Source organism: Algoriphagus persicinus (assembly GCF_035156415.1).
Classification (GTDB): domain Bacteria; phylum Bacteroidota; class Bacteroidia; order Cytophagales; family Cyclobacteriaceae; genus Algoriphagus; species Algoriphagus persicinus.
This window is the reverse complement of sequence record NZ_JAYEEY010000009.1, coordinates 50,813-69,097: the sequence shown is the minus strand read 5'-3', so window position 1 is coordinate 69,097 and position 18,285 is coordinate 50,813. Positions and strand designations below refer to the sequence as shown.

At 41.2% G+C, this 18,285-nt stretch carries 20 protein-coding genes; 10 read left to right on the top strand and 10 right to left on the bottom strand.

The window, feature by feature from the left end:
- Positions 1–5: 5 nt before the first annotated feature.
- From U3A58_RS08795 to U3A58_RS08780, 4 genes are read left to right on the top strand one after another with little or no spacing between them, the layout of a single operon-like run.
- The gene (locus U3A58_RS08795; RefSeq protein WP_323823042.1) at positions 6–260 is read left to right on the top strand and encodes a DUF6755 family protein; all 255 of its coding nucleotides are present in this window, start codon (positions 6–8) and stop codon (positions 258–260) included.
- An 18-nt stretch (positions 261–278) separates the two neighbouring features.
- The gene (locus U3A58_RS08790; RefSeq protein ID WP_323823041.1) at positions 279–1,772 is read left to right on the top strand and encodes an MFS transporter; all 1,494 of its coding nucleotides are present in this window, start codon (positions 279–281) and stop codon (positions 1,770–1,772) included.
- A gap of 9 nt (positions 1,773–1,781) precedes the next feature.
- Positions 1,782–2,147, top strand: coding sequence for a hypothetical protein (locus tag U3A58_RS08785; RefSeq protein WP_323823040.1), 366 nt, complete (start codon positions 1,782–1,784; stop codon positions 2,145–2,147).
- 45 nt (positions 2,148–2,192) lie between these two features.
- Positions 2,193–2,375, top strand: a complete 183-nt coding sequence (locus tag U3A58_RS08780; RefSeq protein WP_323823039.1) for a hypothetical protein — start codon at positions 2,193–2,195, stop codon at positions 2,373–2,375.
- A gap of 129 nt (positions 2,376–2,504) precedes the next feature.
- Here the strand turns inward: U3A58_RS08780 and U3A58_RS08775 are convergent, their stop codons facing one another.
- From U3A58_RS08775 to U3A58_RS08765, 3 genes are all read right to left on the bottom strand, one after another.
- Complete coding sequence (locus U3A58_RS08775) at positions 2,505–3,593, bottom strand: hypothetical protein (RefSeq protein ID WP_323823038.1); 1,089 nt, start codon at positions 3,591–3,593, stop codon at positions 2,505–2,507.
- A 165-nt stretch (positions 3,594–3,758) separates the two neighbouring features.
- Positions 3,759–3,881, bottom strand: coding sequence for a DUF542 domain-containing protein (locus U3A58_RS21810; RefSeq protein WP_416377293.1), 123 nt, complete (start codon positions 3,879–3,881; stop codon positions 3,759–3,761).
- Positions 3,882–3,979: 98 nt separating this feature from the next.
- A complete protein-coding gene (locus U3A58_RS08765; protein WP_323823036.1) occupies positions 3,980–4,399 on the bottom strand; it encodes a 6-pyruvoyl trahydropterin synthase family protein in 420 nt (139 codons plus the stop codon).
- Positions 4,400–4,609: 210 nt separating this feature from the next.
- Between U3A58_RS08765 and U3A58_RS08760 the strand changes: the two genes are divergently transcribed.
- On the top strand, positions 4,610–4,873 hold the full coding sequence (locus U3A58_RS08760; protein ID WP_323823035.1) for a hypothetical protein: 264 nt from the start codon (positions 4,610–4,612) through the stop codon (positions 4,871–4,873).
- On the opposite strand, the gene U3A58_RS08755 is transcribed toward U3A58_RS08760, so the two are convergent.
- Positions 4,845–6,854, bottom strand: coding sequence for a glycoside hydrolase family 3 protein (locus tag U3A58_RS08755; protein ID WP_323823034.1), 2,010 nt, complete (start codon positions 6,852–6,854; stop codon positions 4,845–4,847). The two genes, U3A58_RS08760 and U3A58_RS08755, sit on opposite strands and share 29 nt — an antisense overlap.
- A gap of 291 nt (positions 6,855–7,145) precedes the next feature.
- Here U3A58_RS08755 and U3A58_RS08750 point away from each other — a divergent pair, with 291 nt between their 5' ends.
- Complete coding sequence (locus U3A58_RS08750) at positions 7,146–7,454, top strand: DUF302 domain-containing protein (protein ID WP_323823033.1); 309 nt, start codon at positions 7,146–7,148, stop codon at positions 7,452–7,454.
- 429 nt (positions 7,455–7,883) lie between these two features.
- Here U3A58_RS08750 and U3A58_RS08745 read toward each other — a convergent pair whose 3' ends face one another.
- From U3A58_RS08745 to U3A58_RS08735, 3 genes are all read right to left on the bottom strand, one after another.
- Complete coding sequence (locus U3A58_RS08745; protein WP_323823032.1) at positions 7,884–8,333, bottom strand: OsmC family protein; 450 nt, start codon at positions 8,331–8,333, stop codon at positions 7,884–7,886.
- 14 nt (positions 8,334–8,347) lie between these two features.
- The gene (locus U3A58_RS08740; protein WP_323823031.1) at positions 8,348–10,684 is read right to left on the bottom strand and encodes a nitric-oxide reductase large subunit; all 2,337 of its coding nucleotides are present in this window, start codon (positions 10,682–10,684) and stop codon (positions 8,348–8,350) included.
- A gap of 65 nt (positions 10,685–10,749) precedes the next feature.
- Positions 10,750–11,187, bottom strand: coding sequence for an RrF2 family transcriptional regulator (locus U3A58_RS08735; RefSeq protein WP_323823030.1), 438 nt, complete (start codon positions 11,185–11,187; stop codon positions 10,750–10,752).
- Between the two features lie 331 nt (positions 11,188–11,518).
- Here U3A58_RS08735 and U3A58_RS08730 point away from each other — a divergent pair, with 331 nt between their 5' ends.
- From U3A58_RS08730 to U3A58_RS08715, 4 genes are all read left to right on the top strand, one after another.
- Entirely contained in the window at positions 11,519–11,950 is a 432-nt protein-coding gene (locus tag U3A58_RS08730) for an RrF2 family transcriptional regulator (protein WP_323823029.1), read from the top strand.
- A 42-nt stretch (positions 11,951–11,992) separates the two neighbouring features.
- Entirely contained in the window at positions 11,993–12,712 is a 720-nt protein-coding gene (gene ric, locus U3A58_RS08725; protein ID WP_323823028.1) for an iron-sulfur cluster repair di-iron protein, read from the top strand.
- A 72-nt stretch (positions 12,713–12,784) separates the two neighbouring features.
- Positions 12,785–14,077 carry a cytochrome c gene (locus tag U3A58_RS08720; RefSeq protein WP_323823027.1) on the top strand — a complete coding sequence of 431 codons (1,293 nt, stop codon included), beginning with the start codon at positions 12,785–12,787 and terminating at the stop codon, positions 14,075–14,077.
- 161 nt (positions 14,078–14,238) lie between these two features.
- Positions 14,239–14,532 carry a hypothetical protein gene (locus U3A58_RS08715; protein WP_323823026.1) on the top strand — a complete coding sequence of 98 codons (294 nt, stop codon included), beginning with the start codon at positions 14,239–14,241 and terminating at the stop codon, positions 14,530–14,532.
- Here U3A58_RS08715 and U3A58_RS08710 read toward each other — a convergent pair.
- The 3 genes from U3A58_RS08710 to U3A58_RS08700 all read right to left on the bottom strand — a co-directional run bounded on the left by U3A58_RS08710 (position 14,514) and on the right by U3A58_RS08700 (position 17,710).
- The gene (locus U3A58_RS08710; protein WP_323823025.1) at positions 14,514–15,017 is read right to left on the bottom strand and encodes a site-specific integrase; all 504 of its coding nucleotides are present in this window, start codon (positions 15,015–15,017) and stop codon (positions 14,514–14,516) included. The two genes, U3A58_RS08715 and U3A58_RS08710, sit on opposite strands and share 19 nt — an antisense overlap.
- Before the next feature lie 381 nt (positions 15,018–15,398).
- Positions 15,399–16,403 carry a TolB-like translocation protein gene (locus tag U3A58_RS08705; RefSeq protein ID WP_323823024.1) on the bottom strand — a complete coding sequence of 335 codons (1,005 nt, stop codon included), beginning with the start codon at positions 16,401–16,403 and terminating at the stop codon, positions 15,399–15,401.
- Complete coding sequence (locus U3A58_RS08700; RefSeq protein ID WP_323823023.1) at positions 16,400–17,710, bottom strand: Spi family protease inhibitor; 1,311 nt, start codon at positions 17,708–17,710, stop codon at positions 16,400–16,402. The genes U3A58_RS08705 and U3A58_RS08700 overlap by 4 nt, the downstream gene beginning before the upstream one ends.
- Between the last annotated feature and the right edge of the window lie 575 nt (positions 17,711–18,285).

Genomic DNA, 18,285 nt, shown 5'->3' with positions numbered 1-18,285 from the left:
AAAACATGAGTGATTTTAGACAATCCCAAAACGAAGCCCATCCCAATAAGACAAATACGGTGATTACAGGGATCATCATGTTGTTGATTCTTTTTGTCTTAATTCAGATTTGGTTTCTTTTCGGCGCACTGAACAATGCGCTTCAGGAAAACCTGAATTTTGCCCTCACTACCGCCATTGGATCTAGTGTGTTTGCCTTTGCTTCATTTTGGCTCTTGCGGTATCTGCCTGAGCCCATCAAGCGTAAAAAGAAAAAGTAAAACTTCAATTCAAACTATATGAACGAGCCCATCCCAGTAGGTGCGCATCGGATTTTATTCCTTAACACGCTAGCCTTCACCCTCTGTTTTGCTGCCTGGATATTCAACGGGGTCATGGTGACCTATTTAGTTGATAATGGGATTTTTGACTGGAGTCAGGTAGAGGTAGGTTGGCTTTTTGGTATTCCCATCCTCACAGGATCTATAATGCGATTGCCTATTGGCATCCTGACGGATAAATATGGAGGAAAATGGGTTTTTGTAGGGTTACTTTTCTTCACTGCCATCCCGATGTTCTTGCTCAGTTGGACTGACTCTTTTACTTGGTATGCCTTGATGAGTTTTGGATTCGGGCTTGCAGGTGCCGGATTTGCAGTTGGAATCGGCTACACTTCGGTGTGGTATCCCAAACACTGGCAGGGGAGAGCCCTAGGAATCTTTGGGGCGGGCAATGCAGGTGCAGCTATTACGACATTGCTTGCACCCACTTTGCTCAACACATTCACTGAAAACGGCCAAAATCTCGAAGCATGGAAAATCCTTCCAATGATCTATGCCGCTGTTTTGGTGGGAATGGCTTTATTGTTTGCTCTTTTGGCAAAAAATAAAAAACCTGCCGTATCCACCCGAACGATGGCTCAAACGCTGAAGCCCCTAGGAAATATCCGAGTTTGGAGATTTGGGCTGTATTATTTTCTGGTTTTTGGATGTTTTGTCTCTTTCTCTCAATGGCTGGTTCCATATTTCACCAATGTTTATGGCACCAGTTTGGTTATCGCCGGACTTTTTGCTTCGCTGTTCAGCCTTCCTTCAGGGGTGATTCGTGCTTTGGGTGGTTGGATGAGTGATAAGTTTGGAGCTAGGAGGGTAATGTTTGGGGTGTTCAAGTGGTCGATCGCCATCAGTGCACTGCTCATGATTCCCAAAATGGAGATTTTCTCACCGGGAAAAGGAATCAATGCCACCCAAAAAGGAATTGTAAAAGAAGTGAGGGGGACAGAATTAATTATGGAAAATGGCAAGTCCTATTCCTTTTCTCCAAAAACTACCGCCCAAGAAGTGTCCTCAAATAAAGCTCCCGTTTTGCCTCAAAAGTCTTCTTGGCAGGAACCGGCGGTGCAGGCAGGTGATGTGGTAGAAAAAAAGCAGCTTCTCGTTAAGGGCGTCACGCGAATCAATTTTGAGGCGAATATGTGGGTCTTTGCCATTTTGACGCTCGCGATCGGAATCGTATGGGGCATTGGGAAAGCCTCAGTTTACAAGTTTATCCCAGATTATTTTCCCAATGAAGTCGGAGTGGTGGGAGGAATGGTCGGTGTGATTGGTGGATTGGGTGGGTTTTTCTGTCCCATTCTCTTTGGGTACCTCCTGGAAGGAACGGGGCTTTGGACAAGTAGTTGGATGTTGACGCTTGTGCTTTCTATTCTTTGCTTGGTTTGGATGTCAAGCGTAATTAAAAAGGTGCTTCAATCTAAGGCTCCTGAAATTGCAGATAAAATTGATCACCATTAATCCAAGTTCATGCAAATCAAGCTCATATTTCTGGCGATTACTTTTGGTGTAACCACTTCTTCGCATGCCCAATTTTCATTCGATGGACAATATTTTGCCCGTGGGGAATACCGAAATGGCTACCAAAAACCCTTAGAGAACGGGACAGCACCTGCCGTTTTCATAGCACACCGCGCTCGGATTCAGGCAAGTTACAATCATCAACATTTTAACTTTTTCATGAGCGTGCAGGATGTCCGTACTTGGGGGAATACCAGTCAATTGAATGTAAGCGATGATTTCCTTTCGGTTCATGAAGCATGGGCTCAGGTTAATTTCAATCCAAATTGGTCTTTGAAGTTAGGCAGGCAAGAGCTCAATTATGACAATTTCTGATTTCTGGGAAATGTCGATTGGGCATTTCAGGCCAGATCCCATGATTTGGCACTGCTGAAGTTCGAAAAGGATCAATCCAAACTGCATGTAGGAGCAGCTTTCAATCAGCAAACTCAAAAACTTATCGGTACGACTTACGAACAGGTAAACCAGTACAAAACAGCTCAGTTTGGGTCAGCAGCGTACGCCCTATTCGATGCTTTCCCGCTCGATAGCGGGTCTGATTAGCGATACAGTCATAATGGGATTGCCCGGCTCAACTAATGGAGCATCAGAATCCATGGATGCGATTTTTCCTGCTTTGCTTCACGTATTCAAAGTCATGGAAGGTGCGAGACACGATTAGCATCAAGTGCCTTATGAGAATTTTAGGTTACCAATGAGTTTCCTATTTCTGATTTTCCAAATGACTATCGCTGCCATCAGCCCAAATTGAACCAGGATCTGATAACCATTGGCTACTCCAAAAATTTTGCGAAGCTCGTATGACTCCATTAAGCTGAATAATACTCTGCCAGCTAAACTTACTTGAAACAGTGTCCATGTCACCCATAGAATCGGATGGTAAGGTGTGTCTCGGATACCAAAGATGGTAGGGAAAATGCTCGGTGCATGTGCCCAAATCATGGAAAAAGTAAAGCCTAAAAAGAAGGTATGGATAATCAAATCGTAGAAAAGGGGATGACTTTCCAATGCAAAGAGAATAATTCCTTGACCACCTAGCCAGAGATACCCTGTACTCAATCCTACACCTAAATACCTAAATTGCTCAGTTTTTTTTGCGATGACTTTGGCTATATCGAAAACCAAAAGCCAGACTGCTATTAGAAGGATACCCAATCCCAATATTTCATTTCCCCAAGTATGAAAAGGTGCAAGAAGACCAATAAAAACGAGTAATAAATGAATGACAAGGGCTTTCTTTGTCCAAGGAGGCACTGGTAAAAACTGACTTAACTCAAGCCTTTCTCCTACGATGGTGAAGAGTAAAAACCCCATCCACCAGGTAGTTCCCGCAGCAATCAATCCGGATCGCCAAGTCATGAAATTGCCAATAAACCAAAACATAGCACCAGCATACAGGAGAAATGTATGAAAATGGGGATGTCTTACGGACTGCAAATGCATGATAATTCCCAAGCCCAATGAACCGACAAGAAGAAGTATTAACCCAATTTGAATCATCCCGGTCAAAAAAAACAAAGAGGAAAGCCCTGTCAGAAATGGGATTACCAACCAGATTTTTTTCTTTAACACCATCGCCCGCTCTATGGAGATCAGCGTACCTAAAAAACACCCGACCATCAAAAGCCCATGATTCATTCCTGCAGAAGCTATCGGAATCAGGGTACTGCCCAATCTGATCCAACCCCCTGAGATACCTAATACCAATCCCAAAACAACCAAGGGAAAGAGATGAAAGGCTTTGGGCGAAGTAAGGGTCATTACTTTCAGGATTAGTTTAAGTTTGAATCAAACTCCAAGGCAAGTGCTTCAGGAAACAAGATGTTGCGCTCCAAATGCATATGCTTTTGCATGCTCATATCAAATTCCTGAAGCAAGGCAAAGGCGACTTTATAAGTATTACATGCATATGCAGGAGGTGTGTAATCATCTGATAATTTTCTGATTTCCTTTGCACCAAAAATCAATTCCGAAAGTTCGGAATACCAGTGCGGCCCGATAATCATTCGAGATGATTTCACTGATGGTAAGTTGATTGATATTGTTCATAATCAAAAAGGGTTAAAATGTCCCCCATTAGGTCTAATGAAAAGGGACTTAGCCCTCTTTCATAGTCAAAAATACTCTAAAAAAATTAAAAGATAAAATTATCTTCTATTATTTTTCCAAGTCGTGAAACTTCCGGATGTTTCATACAGTTGCAGTTCGATCAGTTCAATAGTTGAAGGCAAGAGGGCAGTTATCTTTATGGCCATCCATTCTATCATTCTTTCGGAGGTAGGTTCGGATTCCATCCAAGTAATTTTCCCAGTATATGCGGAAAATATCCTTCTATTTTCAGGGTTTTCTTTGAGGATCAATGCATGGTCTAATGGATCTAAAACCGATAATTGGAGGATACTTTTAAGTATTTTGAAATCCAAGATCATGTCTGTGTCAGGATCGATCAGCCCTCTAACAGTTGCTGCTAATTTATAAGTGTGACCATGGATCTCACTACAGGATCCTTGATAATTGCTCAATCGGTGGGCAGCCTCAAATTCAATTTTTTTGGTAAGGGAAATCATTTGTAATCGAATGGTGATAGTGAATAAAAAAGGATAAACATGTCTAATAATAAACCTTAAATTTAATTAAACTAGTCTTTGTTTTATACAAAAAAGTATGATTTAGATCAAGTTTTAAAGTGAGCAATACTTGTGTGCCTAAATCCGGTATTGGAATGGTTTTTTCCCTTAAATCAACCAGTTGAACTACTCAAGAAACCATCTCACGCTATGGATCACTATATCTTCAAACCCATCAGGGAGTATGCACCTTTCGTCACATCAAAGGTAGATACTCCAGTGGTCTTCAGTGGCGGAGAATGTACGATTCATTCTCAGATTATTCCTTTTGCCAGAGCAGTGAAAGCCATGGGGTTTGGAGAAATTGAGTTTTATTTTTTTAATATTAAAAAAAACCGGCCCAAAAGTCTTGGGCCGATTGTCAGGTCATGTGAAGAGGAACTACTTAATAACTCAACCCATGTCCAAACTTGAATAGCGCGTATCCTTCTGTTTCTTGATGTCCTGGGACGTCGGAAAGGTTGGATTTTACAACTTCCGCAGAAACAGGTATGGTAAAAGGCATTTTTGCCGTAGGATTCACTTTCCCTGCCAAGACATCAAGAATTGCCTCAGGCGTAGTTCCAAATGTGGCAACCAAAGTTTGAAGTCCAGCTCCATCGATCTCGGAAATCACCCAAGGATTGGTGAAATTGATGATGGTGACTGTTGGTTTTTTGGACAAAACTCCATTGACATAATCGGTGTCGATTTTGTTTTTGCTCAAGCGCACGTCGATTTCAGAACCATTACTGCTAAAGAGCGAATTGAAATGTGGATTGAGCCAAAGGACGACCAAATCAGCTTCCTCTTGTGTGGCCACGAGCTCAAACTCCCAGGAAGGGTTGGAGGAAGTAAATGGAGTTGTCGGTGCATTTTCTCCGCCTTTGTCAAAGTAGGTCTCAAAGTAAACTTTGGTTTTAGCCTTGATAGGCAGTACTTGTAGATCGTTTCTCAGCAGGACGATGGACTTTCGCATGGCGAGGTCACCGGCTTCCTGAAATTCAGGATTTCCAACCAAGTTTTTCGCTTGTTCTACATCCACATAGGGATTTTCGAAGAGACCCAATTCAAACTTTTCTTTGAGCAGTCTCACTATGGATTCATTAATCCTTTTTTCAGTCACATATCCCATCGTCACCGCTGCCATCAACTGTGTTGGATCTCCCGTTCCGGAAAAGAGATCTACACCTGCTTCAAGCGCTTTGCCGTAGCGCTCCTCGATGCTGTATTTTTCCATTCCCCAAGGTTGCATCTCAATTGGCCCCGTATCAGAATTAATGATCCCCTGAAAACCCATTTTATCTCTAAGTAAATCCTTGATGATTCGCTTATTGTAAGCAAAAGCCACTTCCTCGTATTCGGTGCCGATTGGCTTTGCATAGTAGGGCATTATAGCAGAGGTCCCTGCATCTATAGCAGCTTGAAAGGGCTTGAGATGATAATCGAACATTCCTCCAGGATAATGTTGATCCTTTCCGAAGTCAAAATGTGGATCTTGTCCTTCTACCTGTGGACCTCCTCCTGGGAAGTGCTTAGTAGTCAGTGCCACAGATCCTTTTCCAAGCTTTTCTCCCTGAAATCCCAAAACTACTTCCCGCATAACAGCCGCTGCCCAGTCTGCGTCCTCACCAAAAGTACCTTCATTTCTCTGCCAGCGAGGTTCCGTGGCAAGGTCAGCCATGTATTGATAGCCTTTTCTGATACCAACAGAAGCCCATTCTTGTCGGGCGATGTCTGCAAACTTTCTTATCAGACCTAAATCCTGAGTAGCGGAAAGCCCCAATTCCCCTGGCCATTTGGAAAAGACAGTTGCACCTTGGCTTAGTCCGATTGCAGCATCCATGGTGATGTGATTCCTTGGGTTGGAAGCCACGATGGCAGGAATACCGAGTCGAGTATCTTCACAAAGGGCTTGGAGATTGTTGCTCCATTCGGCCATGATTTTAGCATTGGTATTTGCCCGGAGGATGAAATGTCGGAGATGGCGTTCAATGACACCTTTGGTAGTACCGGAGGCCGACATTAAAGGGGTTGCAAGGGGCTGCCTTGTAAACATGTTGTTTGGTTGAATCAAATCTTCCTCATTGAATCCGGATGTGATTTCTCCTCTTGGAGCTCCGGGTTGGAAAGCAAAATCTCCTGCCAGGCGCGTGGTGCTGATAAGCATAAATCCGACTTTTTCCTCCAAAGTCATCTGAGCGATCAGGTTATCGGTTCGCTGATCGACAGACAGTCTCCAATCCTCGTAAGGGTCAAGCGTGCCATTTTTATTCAAATCTTTAAACTGATAGCCATCTACATCCAAAAGAGTGGCGGTTCGCTGACCTAAGTCAGCCTGGGTAAATTCTGGATTAGTGGTACAGGCAAACAAAAATCCGTAGGAAAGGAGTGTAAGCCAAGAGTATGTTTTCATAAGTATTGTCGTGATGATGGGTTGCTTAAATCTCGCTTTATTAGACCATTGATGAAAGTTAAGTTACAGGACTTTTACGGAAACGATTTCTGACTGTGTGATTGGGATCACGTTATGCATGTCTAGCCAAAGCTAAATTGAGCATAATCACACTAGCGATGGTCTTTCCTTTGTGTGATGAAATCCTATCACACTTAAATCAGAAAAACTATGAGTTATTAAGAATCCAAAATAATACAATCCGAAGATTTGGCTTCTTGACAAGAAAAAGTAGAGGCAGCATTGTAAGAAATGGCTTTCGGTATTATCACCGAGATCGATATTCAAGCAACTATGAAGAAAAAGTTGGATAAAGACTATCCGGAATATCTGATTTTAGATGCTTGCAACCCTGTATTTGCGGATAAAGTGCTCACAGCCGGACCACATATTGGGACACTTATGCCTGGTAATGTGACTATCAGAGCAATTGGTAATTCAGAACATGAAGTAACTATCATGGATCCTGTCGCGGCTATGTCTGCTGTGAAAAATCCTGCAAGCGAGCCTTTGGCAGGGGAAGTTTGTGTGAAGTTGATGAGTATGCTGGAGCGTTTATAGTCTTTTGTCCATCAGGTTTTCATCTTTCGATTGAAATCCACGTGATTTTGAATTAGTAATTCTTGAGTTGAGATGTATTTCTACACCTCAACTCTTTTTTTATACCAACACAAAAAATATAAATGGGACTAAGAAAAGCTCGCTTGATTGTTTAAGGCAAGACATCTCACAATCCAATTGATAACCTTTGGGCTTTCGTGGGCTCTTTCTTTGGGATTGAGCATTGGATTAATGCAGAATGTCTTTTATACAGTGGGAAGTATCGATACCCTAGTTCTAATAGGGGCATTTGGTGCTAGTTGGGTGTAGCTTTTTGGTATAACTAATAGCCCAGCCTCTCAGCGGCGAAGGCTCATTTCATTTCAAAAAAAGAAAAAAGGCGCACCCAAAGAATCCGCCTTTTTTGACCTTCACTATGTATGTTTAGAATTAGCTTAATTCCAAGTGTAGAATTTTTGGAAACATTTTGACTTCGGAGTTGATCGAATGGGAGATCAGACAGGCTTTTTCTGATTTTTCCAATACTTTCAATCCACGTTCTTTTTTTTCATTGGGACCTAGCGTCAATTCTGGAAACAGATGAATCTCTGTCATTATCCATTTTTCGTCAACCTTGGCCATTTTTCCGGTCGCCTTGCATGTGAAATTTTCGAATTTAAGATTGGAATGTTCAGCAACGGCAAGGAAAGTTGTCATCAGACAAGAGCTTACTGCAGCTGTGAACAAGTGCTCGGGGGACCAGATGCCGGGTACCCCGTGTGGGAATTCTGGTGGAGTGGCACATTCTATAATCGTTTCAAGTTCGGGACTGCTAAGTTGTCCGGTCCGGCCGTGGTTCCATTCAAGGTTGACGGCATAGTCATGAGTTGGTTGATGCATAATTTGGAAATTGATTAATGAACTTCGATTTCTTTTCGAATTTGAGCAATGTGATTGACGGCATTGGGTTGTTTTGGTTTAAGATGAGTAGCGCTTTTTAATATTATCCAAGTCAGGGGCAAAACGCCTCCGAGCAGGAATATAGATCCGCCCACGATTCTAAGCCAAGTCATAGTCTGAAATGGGGTACTTTGTATAAACTCCTGAGATCTGGCAAACCAATAGCCTTGATCCATGACTGTAAACAGTTGATGGATTCCGGCAGGGAATAAATCCAAAATCACCATCAGCACCAGACCCAAGTTGATAGACCAGAATGAAAGCTTGACCAATCGTGGGTTCCAGATGTCTGGATCGACGAGAAATCGTAGGGCGAAAAGGATTCCCGCAATGGAAAGATTACCATAAACTCCCATTAGAGCGGCGTGTCCATGGTTCACAGTCAGGTAAGTGCCATGTTCGTAATAGTTGGCAATCGGAAGATTGATGATCAAGCCAAAAACACCCGCGCCGAAGAAATTCCAGAAAGTGACTCCAATTAAATACAAAAACACTCCGGGCATGGCAAAGAGGGACGACCTGCCATTTTCTTTCGGCTTTTTGCTTAATAGTTGCGGCATCCGCTGCATTCTCCAAGCTTCAAGAGTAAGAAGAATCAACGGCACTACTTGGAGCGTAGAAAATACCGAGCCCAAGGCCAGTGTTCCTACCGGCTTGGCATTCCAATAGAAATTATGTGAAATCCCTAATAATCCAGATCCTAGAAACAGTAATGCGGCGAGGTAAACCACTTTGGTCACCGCCTGACGGTTGACCAAACCCATGAGAACCATCATGTAGCCTACAATGATTGTGGTGAAAACCTCAAAAAAGGCTTCAACCCACATGTGAACTACCATCCATCTCCAAAAGTCAGCCACCACAAAATTAGTCTCCGGACTGGCCACAAAACCTGAAACCAGCAAGATTAAAATACACACCACGGCATAGATCAGCCAATTGGGAAGTTCCCAGGGTTTGGTTTTGTCCATTACTCCTTTAAGACCCCGATACACGATCACCGCCCACAGTGCAAATACAGCAAGCAACATATATTGGTATAGTCGGCCCAATTCGACAAACTCCCAGCCTTGGTGACCCAGCCATCTGGAGAGGTTGCCCAACATACCCATTGGCCCCATGTAAATCCCTACAACCGATCCTGCTACAAGAATGAAGAAAATGGCAAATAGCAAATTGATGAGTTTCCGTTGACCTTCAGGTTCACCTTTTCCCAAAAGAGGAAGTACAAAAAAGGAAATCCCTACCCAGCAAGCGGATATCCAATAAAGGGAGATCTGCACATGCCAGCTCCTAGATATAGTTACCGGCAATAAAGCCTGAAGATCAAATCCAAAGAAAGTTGTGAATCCCACAAAATCATGAACTGTGAGAACACCGGCCAATACCTGAATCAAAAACAGCAGAATGGCGACATAGAAAAACTTAAAAGTTGCACGCTGTGTAGGTGACGGACGAAACGTCCGCAATTTGTCCTCTGTGATCATTTCAGAAGAACCTTTTGAATAGTACTCCTCGCTTAATTTCTCAAACTGACCGTAATAATACATCACAGCTCCAAGTCCTAAGACCAATCCTAACAATCCCAAAATACTCCATAGCATAGTGGAAGCGGTGGGCGTATTTCCTGCCTTAGGATCAAATGGCCAATTGTGGGTGTAACTGTAGTTTTCACCGGGCCTCGATACGCTACAGACCCAGGCACCCCAGTAGAAAAATTTACTTAATTGGGCGATTTCCGTAGGGTCAGAAATGTAGCCGGTAGGCTTAAAAGCTTCATGAAAACCCGGATCTGAAAAAACCTTTTGATAAAACCCATTGACCTCATCCGTCGCAAAAACCTGAGCTGGACTCAAGAGCGTTTGGTTGGTGGCAGGGTCATGTTGATTCAGTTTGATTTCGGTTTTGACGAGTTCTTCTATGCCTGCATTTTCTAGAGGGCTGCGCTCAGTTGGGGATTCGGACCGGTAAAATTCTTGGATAGATTCGGCCATAGTATGAAGTGTCTGTGCCGTAAAATCCGGACCTCTCAATGCCCCGTCCCCAAACATACTTCCATATTCCATCAGCGCATACCGGTGAAATACCTCCTGGCCGGCTAGAATATCTTGTTTTGAAATGATCACGTTACCTGAGGCGTCCACATAATCCGGTATCGGCGGAGCTTCGTTATATGTCTGATAACCGATATAAATCAATCCACTTATACTCACAGAGAAGATGAGTAGGAAAGGAAGCCACCAATTCTTTGGCTTCATTAGGTAGGTCAGGAAGCTGGGTTCTGTCTTCATAATTTTTTAGGTAAATGTATATTTCATATTTAAGAGTATTTAGTCTTATTTTAAGGTAAAAAAAATCACTCATCAAGCCGGACTTCTTGAGTTCGGATTTTTTCGCCCAAAAGTGCCAGACTGGTTTCGGAGAAGTTTTTCTGCATTTTTGTTTTGACCTCTTTCCAAAACTCATGAACTGGGCAGGGTTTGGCAGTACCACAATGGGGTAATCCGATAAGGCATTTATCAAAGTAATCGTCTCCTTCCAAGGCTTTGATCACATCAATGAGCATGATTTCCTCGGCTGATTTCGCGAGTGCAATCCCGCCCGAAGGACCTCGATAGGAAATGAGAATTCCTTTTTCAGTGAGCTCACGGAAGATCTTTGTCACAAAGTGAAAGGACAATCCCAGCTCTTCAGAAATCTCCCGGATGCTTAAATACTGATTTTTCGGTGGATAAGCTACCAAGTAAAGCAAGGCACGTAAACCGTATTTTCCGACTTGTGAGAGGGCTTTCAATTTTAATTCAGAGTATTAAGTCCGAAATTAGAGTAGTAAAATTGACTTTTCAAAATTTCTCCTTAGAAAATTGACGATTTGATTACATGGATACCTACAAGTTCCTCTATCCAAGAAAGGGAAATTGCACAGGTTAATTTTAATGGGGTGGTAATTTTGAAGTGCTAAGCGTTTTCGAAGCAAATAGGAAGGTGTTCCTTTCAGGCTGTTTTTACCTTTTAATGTAAATGATTTGCTGTGTAGGGTTGGAATTTTATATAAAAAATTAATATCGGATATTTTTATCTTTTAATATTTTCATCTACATTTGAATATCTTCTAACCCAAAGAGATGTTTTCTAAAGCTTGTAAATATGCCATCAATGCGATGATTTACATTTCAACGTTGCCGGAAGGAAGCGAGAGAGTAGGTTTGAAGGAAATTTCAAAAGCGATCAATTCTCCGGAAGCATTTACGGCGAAGATTTTACAGGTTTTAGTTAGGGAAAACTTCCTTTCATCTGTAAAAGGTCCAAACGGTGGCTTTGAGATACATGAGGAGGGTAGAAAAACACAATTGTATCAAATCGTACGGGTGATTGATGGGGATCAGATTTTCACTGGGTGCGCTTTAGGCCTTGAAAGATGCTCAGAAGATCATCCCTGCGCAGTTCACAATAAATTCAAGGCGATTCGTGAACATCTCGCTGGAATGATGATGACTACTTCGCTTGAGGATATGGCAGAGGGAATCCAGAATGGAACCAGTTTTCTAAAGATTTAAAAAAAATTTCAACCTATAAAGGATAAAACTATCTTAAATATCATGAATGAGATCGCACAAAAAAAAGTAGGAAGCATCGTGGCGGGAAATTTCCGTACTGCAAAAATCTTCACTGATTACGGAATTGATTTCTGCTGTAAAGGCGGAATTAAACTCAGTGATGCCTGTGAAAAGAAGGGGGTGGATTTGGATAAAATCTCAGCCGACCTGGAACAAGCAGTAAAGATCCAGGATGAGAAGCATTACCAGGACTTTGGGATGACTGATCTAGTTGAGCATATAGTCAATGTCCATCATAAATACGTGGAAGCTAGCATTCCTTCTCTGAAATTCTATGTGGAAAAAATCGCAAAGGTTCACGGTGACAATCACCCGGAGCTTTTGGAGATTAGAGATGAGTTTTTCAATACTGCCGATGCCCTGACAGCCCATATGAAAAAAGAAGAGTTCGTTCTTTTTCCATATATCAAAGCCATGGAGTCAGCAGAGAAGAACCATTTCCCGCTTTCTCCGGCCCACTTTGGAGATATCGAAAATCCAATCTCCATGATGGAAGAGGAGCATGAAACCGAAGGTGATCGATTCAGGAAAATCTCCGAATTGAGCAATAATTATACGCCTCCTGCAGATGCTTGTCAGACGTACAAGGTCGCTTTCGCAATGCTTGAGGAATTTGAATCCGACCTGCATACGCATATCCACTTGGAGAACAATATTCTTTTTCCTGAAGCCAAAAAAGTGTTTAAAAGTTTGAATGACTGATCCATGATCATTCAAAATCCAATATCGTCCATCCTCTCGTTTTCTTCCGGGGTTCAATTCCGTCAGAATTGGATGAGATGGACGTTTGGATTTTTCTTTCTGGCTGTTTGCTTGGGATTGATGATGCGTTCCTTTCATGTGATTGAGATTCCTTATTTCGAATACCGAAATATCCTTCATACTCACTCACACCTTGCCTTGCTGGGTTGGGGATATTTAATGCTCGTTGGAGGGATGGTTTTTGGACTGGTGAAGGAAAAAGACCAAATCAAAAATTACAAGTGGCTTTTCCTTGGGACTGTCATCGCACTTTTGGGAATGCTGTTTTCTTTCCCATTTCAGGGATATGGAGTGTTTAGCATCAGTTTCTCCACACTTCATGTCTTGCTTTCCTATGTGTTTGCATACAAACTTCTCAAAGTGATTCAGTCATTGGAAAAAACCCCTGCCACTCGCCTGCTACGTCTTGCGATATGGTTTATGGTGATTTCCACATTGGGGCTTTGGGCACTTGGACCTGTATCCGCGACACTGGGCAGGATGCATGAACTCTACTTTATGACGGTTCAGTGGTTTATTCACTTCCAGCTGAATGGCTGGTTTGTGTTGGGAGCACTCGGATTGATCCTACTTTACTTTGAAGAAAAAGGATTCAAAATTACTTGGCCAGTCTATCAAGAATGGATCTTATCGATCTCGGTAGTTATGACCTTCATGCTCGCCGTAACCTGGGCTGAGCCGCAACCGATTTTCTTTCAGATCAATAGTTTGGCTGTGATTATTCAGCTGATTGCCTATTTCTGGATTTTAAAATCAACTTTCAAATTGGTTAAAACAAATCAATTCTTGGGCATTGCTCAAACACTTTTGATTTTAGCATTGGCAAGTTTGGTCGCAAAAGCGATTCTCCAGGGACTTTTGGTTTTTCCATCTATCGCGGAGGTTTCCTATTCGATCCGGGGGTATGTGATCGGGTTTCTTCACCTGGTTTTGCTTGGAGCAATGACAATGGGAGTTTCGGCAGTGGCAATAGCCCGAGGCTGGATTAATGAACTTCCGATGAGCAAAATTGGGTGGATTCTTCTGATCACCGGCTTTGTGATCACCGAGGTTCTACTCTTTCTACAAGGCACGTTGGTTTGGCTGGAAATGGGCTTTTTGCCTGAATACAACTTTTGGCTTTTTCTCGCTTCCTGCCTCTTTCCGCTCAGTCTTGCTCTGTTATTGGCAAGCTTACGATCCACTGAATTTTCCAAACCATCTATATCAAATCCTAAAATTCAATTACAAAAACGAATCAATCCTGAGACTATGAAAAAATCCCTGATTTGGTCAATGGGTATCCTGGGGATTCTCCTGACTTAATGTGGTGGAGGAAGTACTGAGGGCGAAAGCTCTGCTACCTCCGAAACTTCTTCCAAAGAAGAAGTAAAAGCCGATCCAAAAGGAATCGGAGAATTTAGATCCGTCAAATCGGCGAAGGTATCGATGAGACATTGGCTGCCTCCGGCAAAGCAATCGTGGACATGAAATGTACCGCATGCCATCAATTAAAAGACAAGAGGTTAATACGCACATGTTTTCAAGGTGTCACTTCCAGAAGAGAACCGGAATGGATCATGAATATGATCACTAATGTAGATGTGATGCTGGATAAAGATCCACAAGCGCAGGCGCTTTTGGAAGAATGTATTACCCGAATGCCAAACCAAAATATCTCTGCGCAGGAAGCTCGTGGTGTGCTGGGATTTATGAGAAAGAACGACTTGGAGAAGGCCGGTAAAAAGGTTGAATCAAAAAATCATCCCAGTCTTGAATAAATAGAAATGGGAAAAACGGCTCTAAGTTTCTTCATGTCGTCCCTAACTTTCTTTTCAACTACTTTGGCATATATCTGTGTGGTTCTAATACTGGCATGACCTAACATTTTACTCACTGTTTCCATCGGTACTCCATTTAATAAAGTAACAGTTGTTGTAAAGGTGTGTCTTGCAAGGTGGAAAGTCAGATTCTTATCGATTTTGCAAAGGATCGCTATTTTTTTGAGATAGGCATTTACTTTTTGATTTGATATTAGTGGAAAGACCCTTCCTCTGCAATTGGCCCTAAGGTTGCCTTGGTAGGAATCGATAATTTCCATTGCTTTAGGCAATAGGGGTACTTTGGATTTTTGGTGGGTTTTCTGCCGGCTGATTGAAATCCAATAGTCTCCGTCAAGCCCCAGTACTATATCGTCGGGAGTAAGGTTCATCGCATCGATATAACAAATACCGGTGTAACAACTGAAGATGAATATATCCTTCACATATTCCAGTCACTGTATTTCGAAGGTTTTATTTTCTATCCATCACTTCTTTTGATGAGAACAATGCTATCCTAAGATGCTATGGGAAGAAAGCTAATCGAGGTGAATGGGATTCTCAACGACTAAAAAAGGCACGTTTGATTTTTCCGATTTTGGACACATTAGGCGAAAAAAAAAGGCTGTGCTGATTAAGGAAATTAGTTTTTACTTGAATTCCATGCCAACATTAAATAAGTTGAAAGTTAGGTGCATCATTGAAAATCCAATAGTTCCTGTTGGGGAAAATAATTTGGGAATATAAGGAGTAATGAAATTTCCGCTGAAAAAAATAATCACGTGAGTTTTACTACTCACGTGATGTTAAAGATCAATTTGATATTCTTAAAATTTTGGAATTCCCACAAAATACAAATCAAACCCTCCTAACCCTCCAGGACGATTTGAGGAAAAGATCATTACTTGATTTGAAAATTCCCAAGAATCAGAAACTATAGGTCGAAATTCATCAAACTCGGAATTGATCTTTGGGCCAAAATTGACAGGCTCAGACCAACCATCACCTGTTTTATGAGAATAATACAGATCATAACCTCCAAATCCTCCTGCTCGATCAGAAGAGAAAACCAACAAATCGCCATAGACGAAAGGCATATGATCATTGAAAGTTGTATTAGTCTTGATTTTTTTGATGTCCTTTTCTTGTGAACTCTGAAGAAAGGCTATTACCGATCCTTCGGTAGATAGATCCAATTCGTAGATATCGAATGTTCCATCCCGATCTGAGCTAAAGAGCATTTTTTCGGGTTTGCCTTGGTTATTATCAATCGCTCCCTTTAAAAAATTTGTCCCAAAGAAACTAGGGTACATCTCATTCGAATCTTCATCCAAAAGCCTAAATGATGCATCTGCTTCATCAACGCCTTGTCCAGAATTATTCCTGGAATCAAAACAAATTGAAAAAAAACCTTCTGAATTGTCACGACTAAAGAGTATAACACCTTTGCTCTCATCTACGAAAGAATAGGGTCCTTTTTCATCTCTATTAGAATTTATTTGAAATAAGAGATTCCTTACAGCTTGACTTCCATCAAATACCCTATTGGCGTAAAAAGCAAGATTACCCGTCTCTTTATTCCACTGAAGAAAAATTCTGGAATAATCTAAATCGAATTGTTGCCCATTTGAAATCGAATTTGTAGAGTAAATAATCGTAAGGATTAAATCGGCTGTAGTAGGTACGAAATTAGAGTTCATTTCATCATACTCCGAATTCAGATCCACCAGATTTATAGCCTGCTCATCAGGAAATCTTCCAGTCTCATGAGGGAAGGTTTCATCACAACTCCATAAGCTAAACAAAAAAAGATATTTTATTAAATTTTTCATCTCAATCCAGTTATCATTTTCAAATTATTGTTGTAAGAACTAGTAGATCCGTAAGGAGTAAAAACCCCTGAACTATAATATCCATTAGTACTTCTAGTTTCTCCAGGATTAGTCATATCATTCCACCCCCAGTTCATAAAATACCAAGTATAGGACCATTCAACGCATCCGTCTATGTCGCAATCATAAGCTTTATAATTATGTTGTTTAAATCCATCGGATGTCCAAATATGCCATTGAAGCAAGTTATCTCGTCCGTAAAATATGACGGGATAGCCTTGATATAACTCATTTGCCAATAGCCAAGGATTAAAGTTAGAGGTGTTTCCACCGTTTTGCATTCCCATATTTACTAAGGCAGGACTAATATCCCAAGGATAAGTTAATCCATTGCAGGTACCTGAAAAATTAAATACGGTATTTGCTGCTAAGGCAGAATTATACATTAAGAGAGCAAGACTAATCTCTCCTGATGTGGTGGGGTTGATACAAGCGTTTGAATTTTGAGGCATTAAATCGTAAGCATAATTTCCAGGTCTAAAATACCATAATGTCTGAGCAATTGCTACCGCTCCACATCCAATTGGACTTTTATCATTGCATGCGCAAGATGTCCAAGTATTTGTTGGTGCAAAAAAATTTGAAATCCCTGTTTGACCCCATTTAATTCCCACATACTCATCATTTTCATTCTTATGGTAACTATAAAGAGGTTTTCTTTCATAAACACTCATGTAGGGATTACACATAAACTGACCATATAAATACCAATTTTGACAATTAGAATTGTAATTATAAGCAATGGCATCATCCCAAATCCTTCCATTCGGATCAAATTCTTTGCTATATTTTTTCCACTCCTCATAAACTATAGGATGAACAGACTCGACTGTCTTTAACTCAGTATTAATTTGACTCATGGTTTGTTCGTACCATACCTTAAGCCCATTTACTTCTTGAAAATCCTCAGGGTTTAACTCTCCCTCGGAGGAATATGCCAGTATGGGCATAATTCGTGTGTCGCCTGCAATCATTACAAATCCCTCAGATTCATTTATAACATATGCTTCAAAATCCACGCTATCAGTAAGAGCTACTCTAGAAACTTGTCTGATCTTAGGTGTTCCACCACCTTTCCTTGCAGCAATGAAACTAGAATCAAATTTAAAAAATCCAAGTGCGATTTGTTTTGCCAAATCTTCAGATACTAAAAATGAATCTAATTTTTTTGAATTAACCTCCACAGGAGGTTCTGAAAAATTTGTTTCAGATTCACAGCCAAAAGCTAAAATCACCAAAATTCCCACAAAGAAATTCCGCCACTGTTTTGATTGTTTGAATTCATAAGTTTTCAGAAAAGTTTAAGATTAAGTTGAAGAATACTCGAAATTAAAGTGAAAAAATGACCACCACAATACCCTATATAGGGTATTTTTTGATGTTTTTTTTCTTTTTTGTTCGGAACCTAATTCTGATCTAGGAATAATTGAAGTTGGATACGGCTTTTGTAGAAATGTCAACCGAAGACACTGACATAGGGTAGAAAGAGTGGAAAAAGTGATATGGGCAGTAGATTTTGGTGGTATTCCGGTGGAGGAATATGCCGATCATAAAGAAATGGTCAAATTGGGTTTTAAATAATTTATGGGGCTGTCTCATAAGTAGGGACAGCCTCAATGAGTTTCTTGGTAAAAGAGCCTATTGATGTCAGCACCTCAACAATAGGATAACCGTTTTCTGATAATAGGAGGATCAAATCTTCCTTTAACATCTATTTGGTATCTAGTCACTTTAATTGGTTGGATATTTTTTTTCGGCATTTTTTACTTCGTTTGGATCAAAGCAGAATAGCCTTGGTATGGATACTCCCCTTTTTTTGATT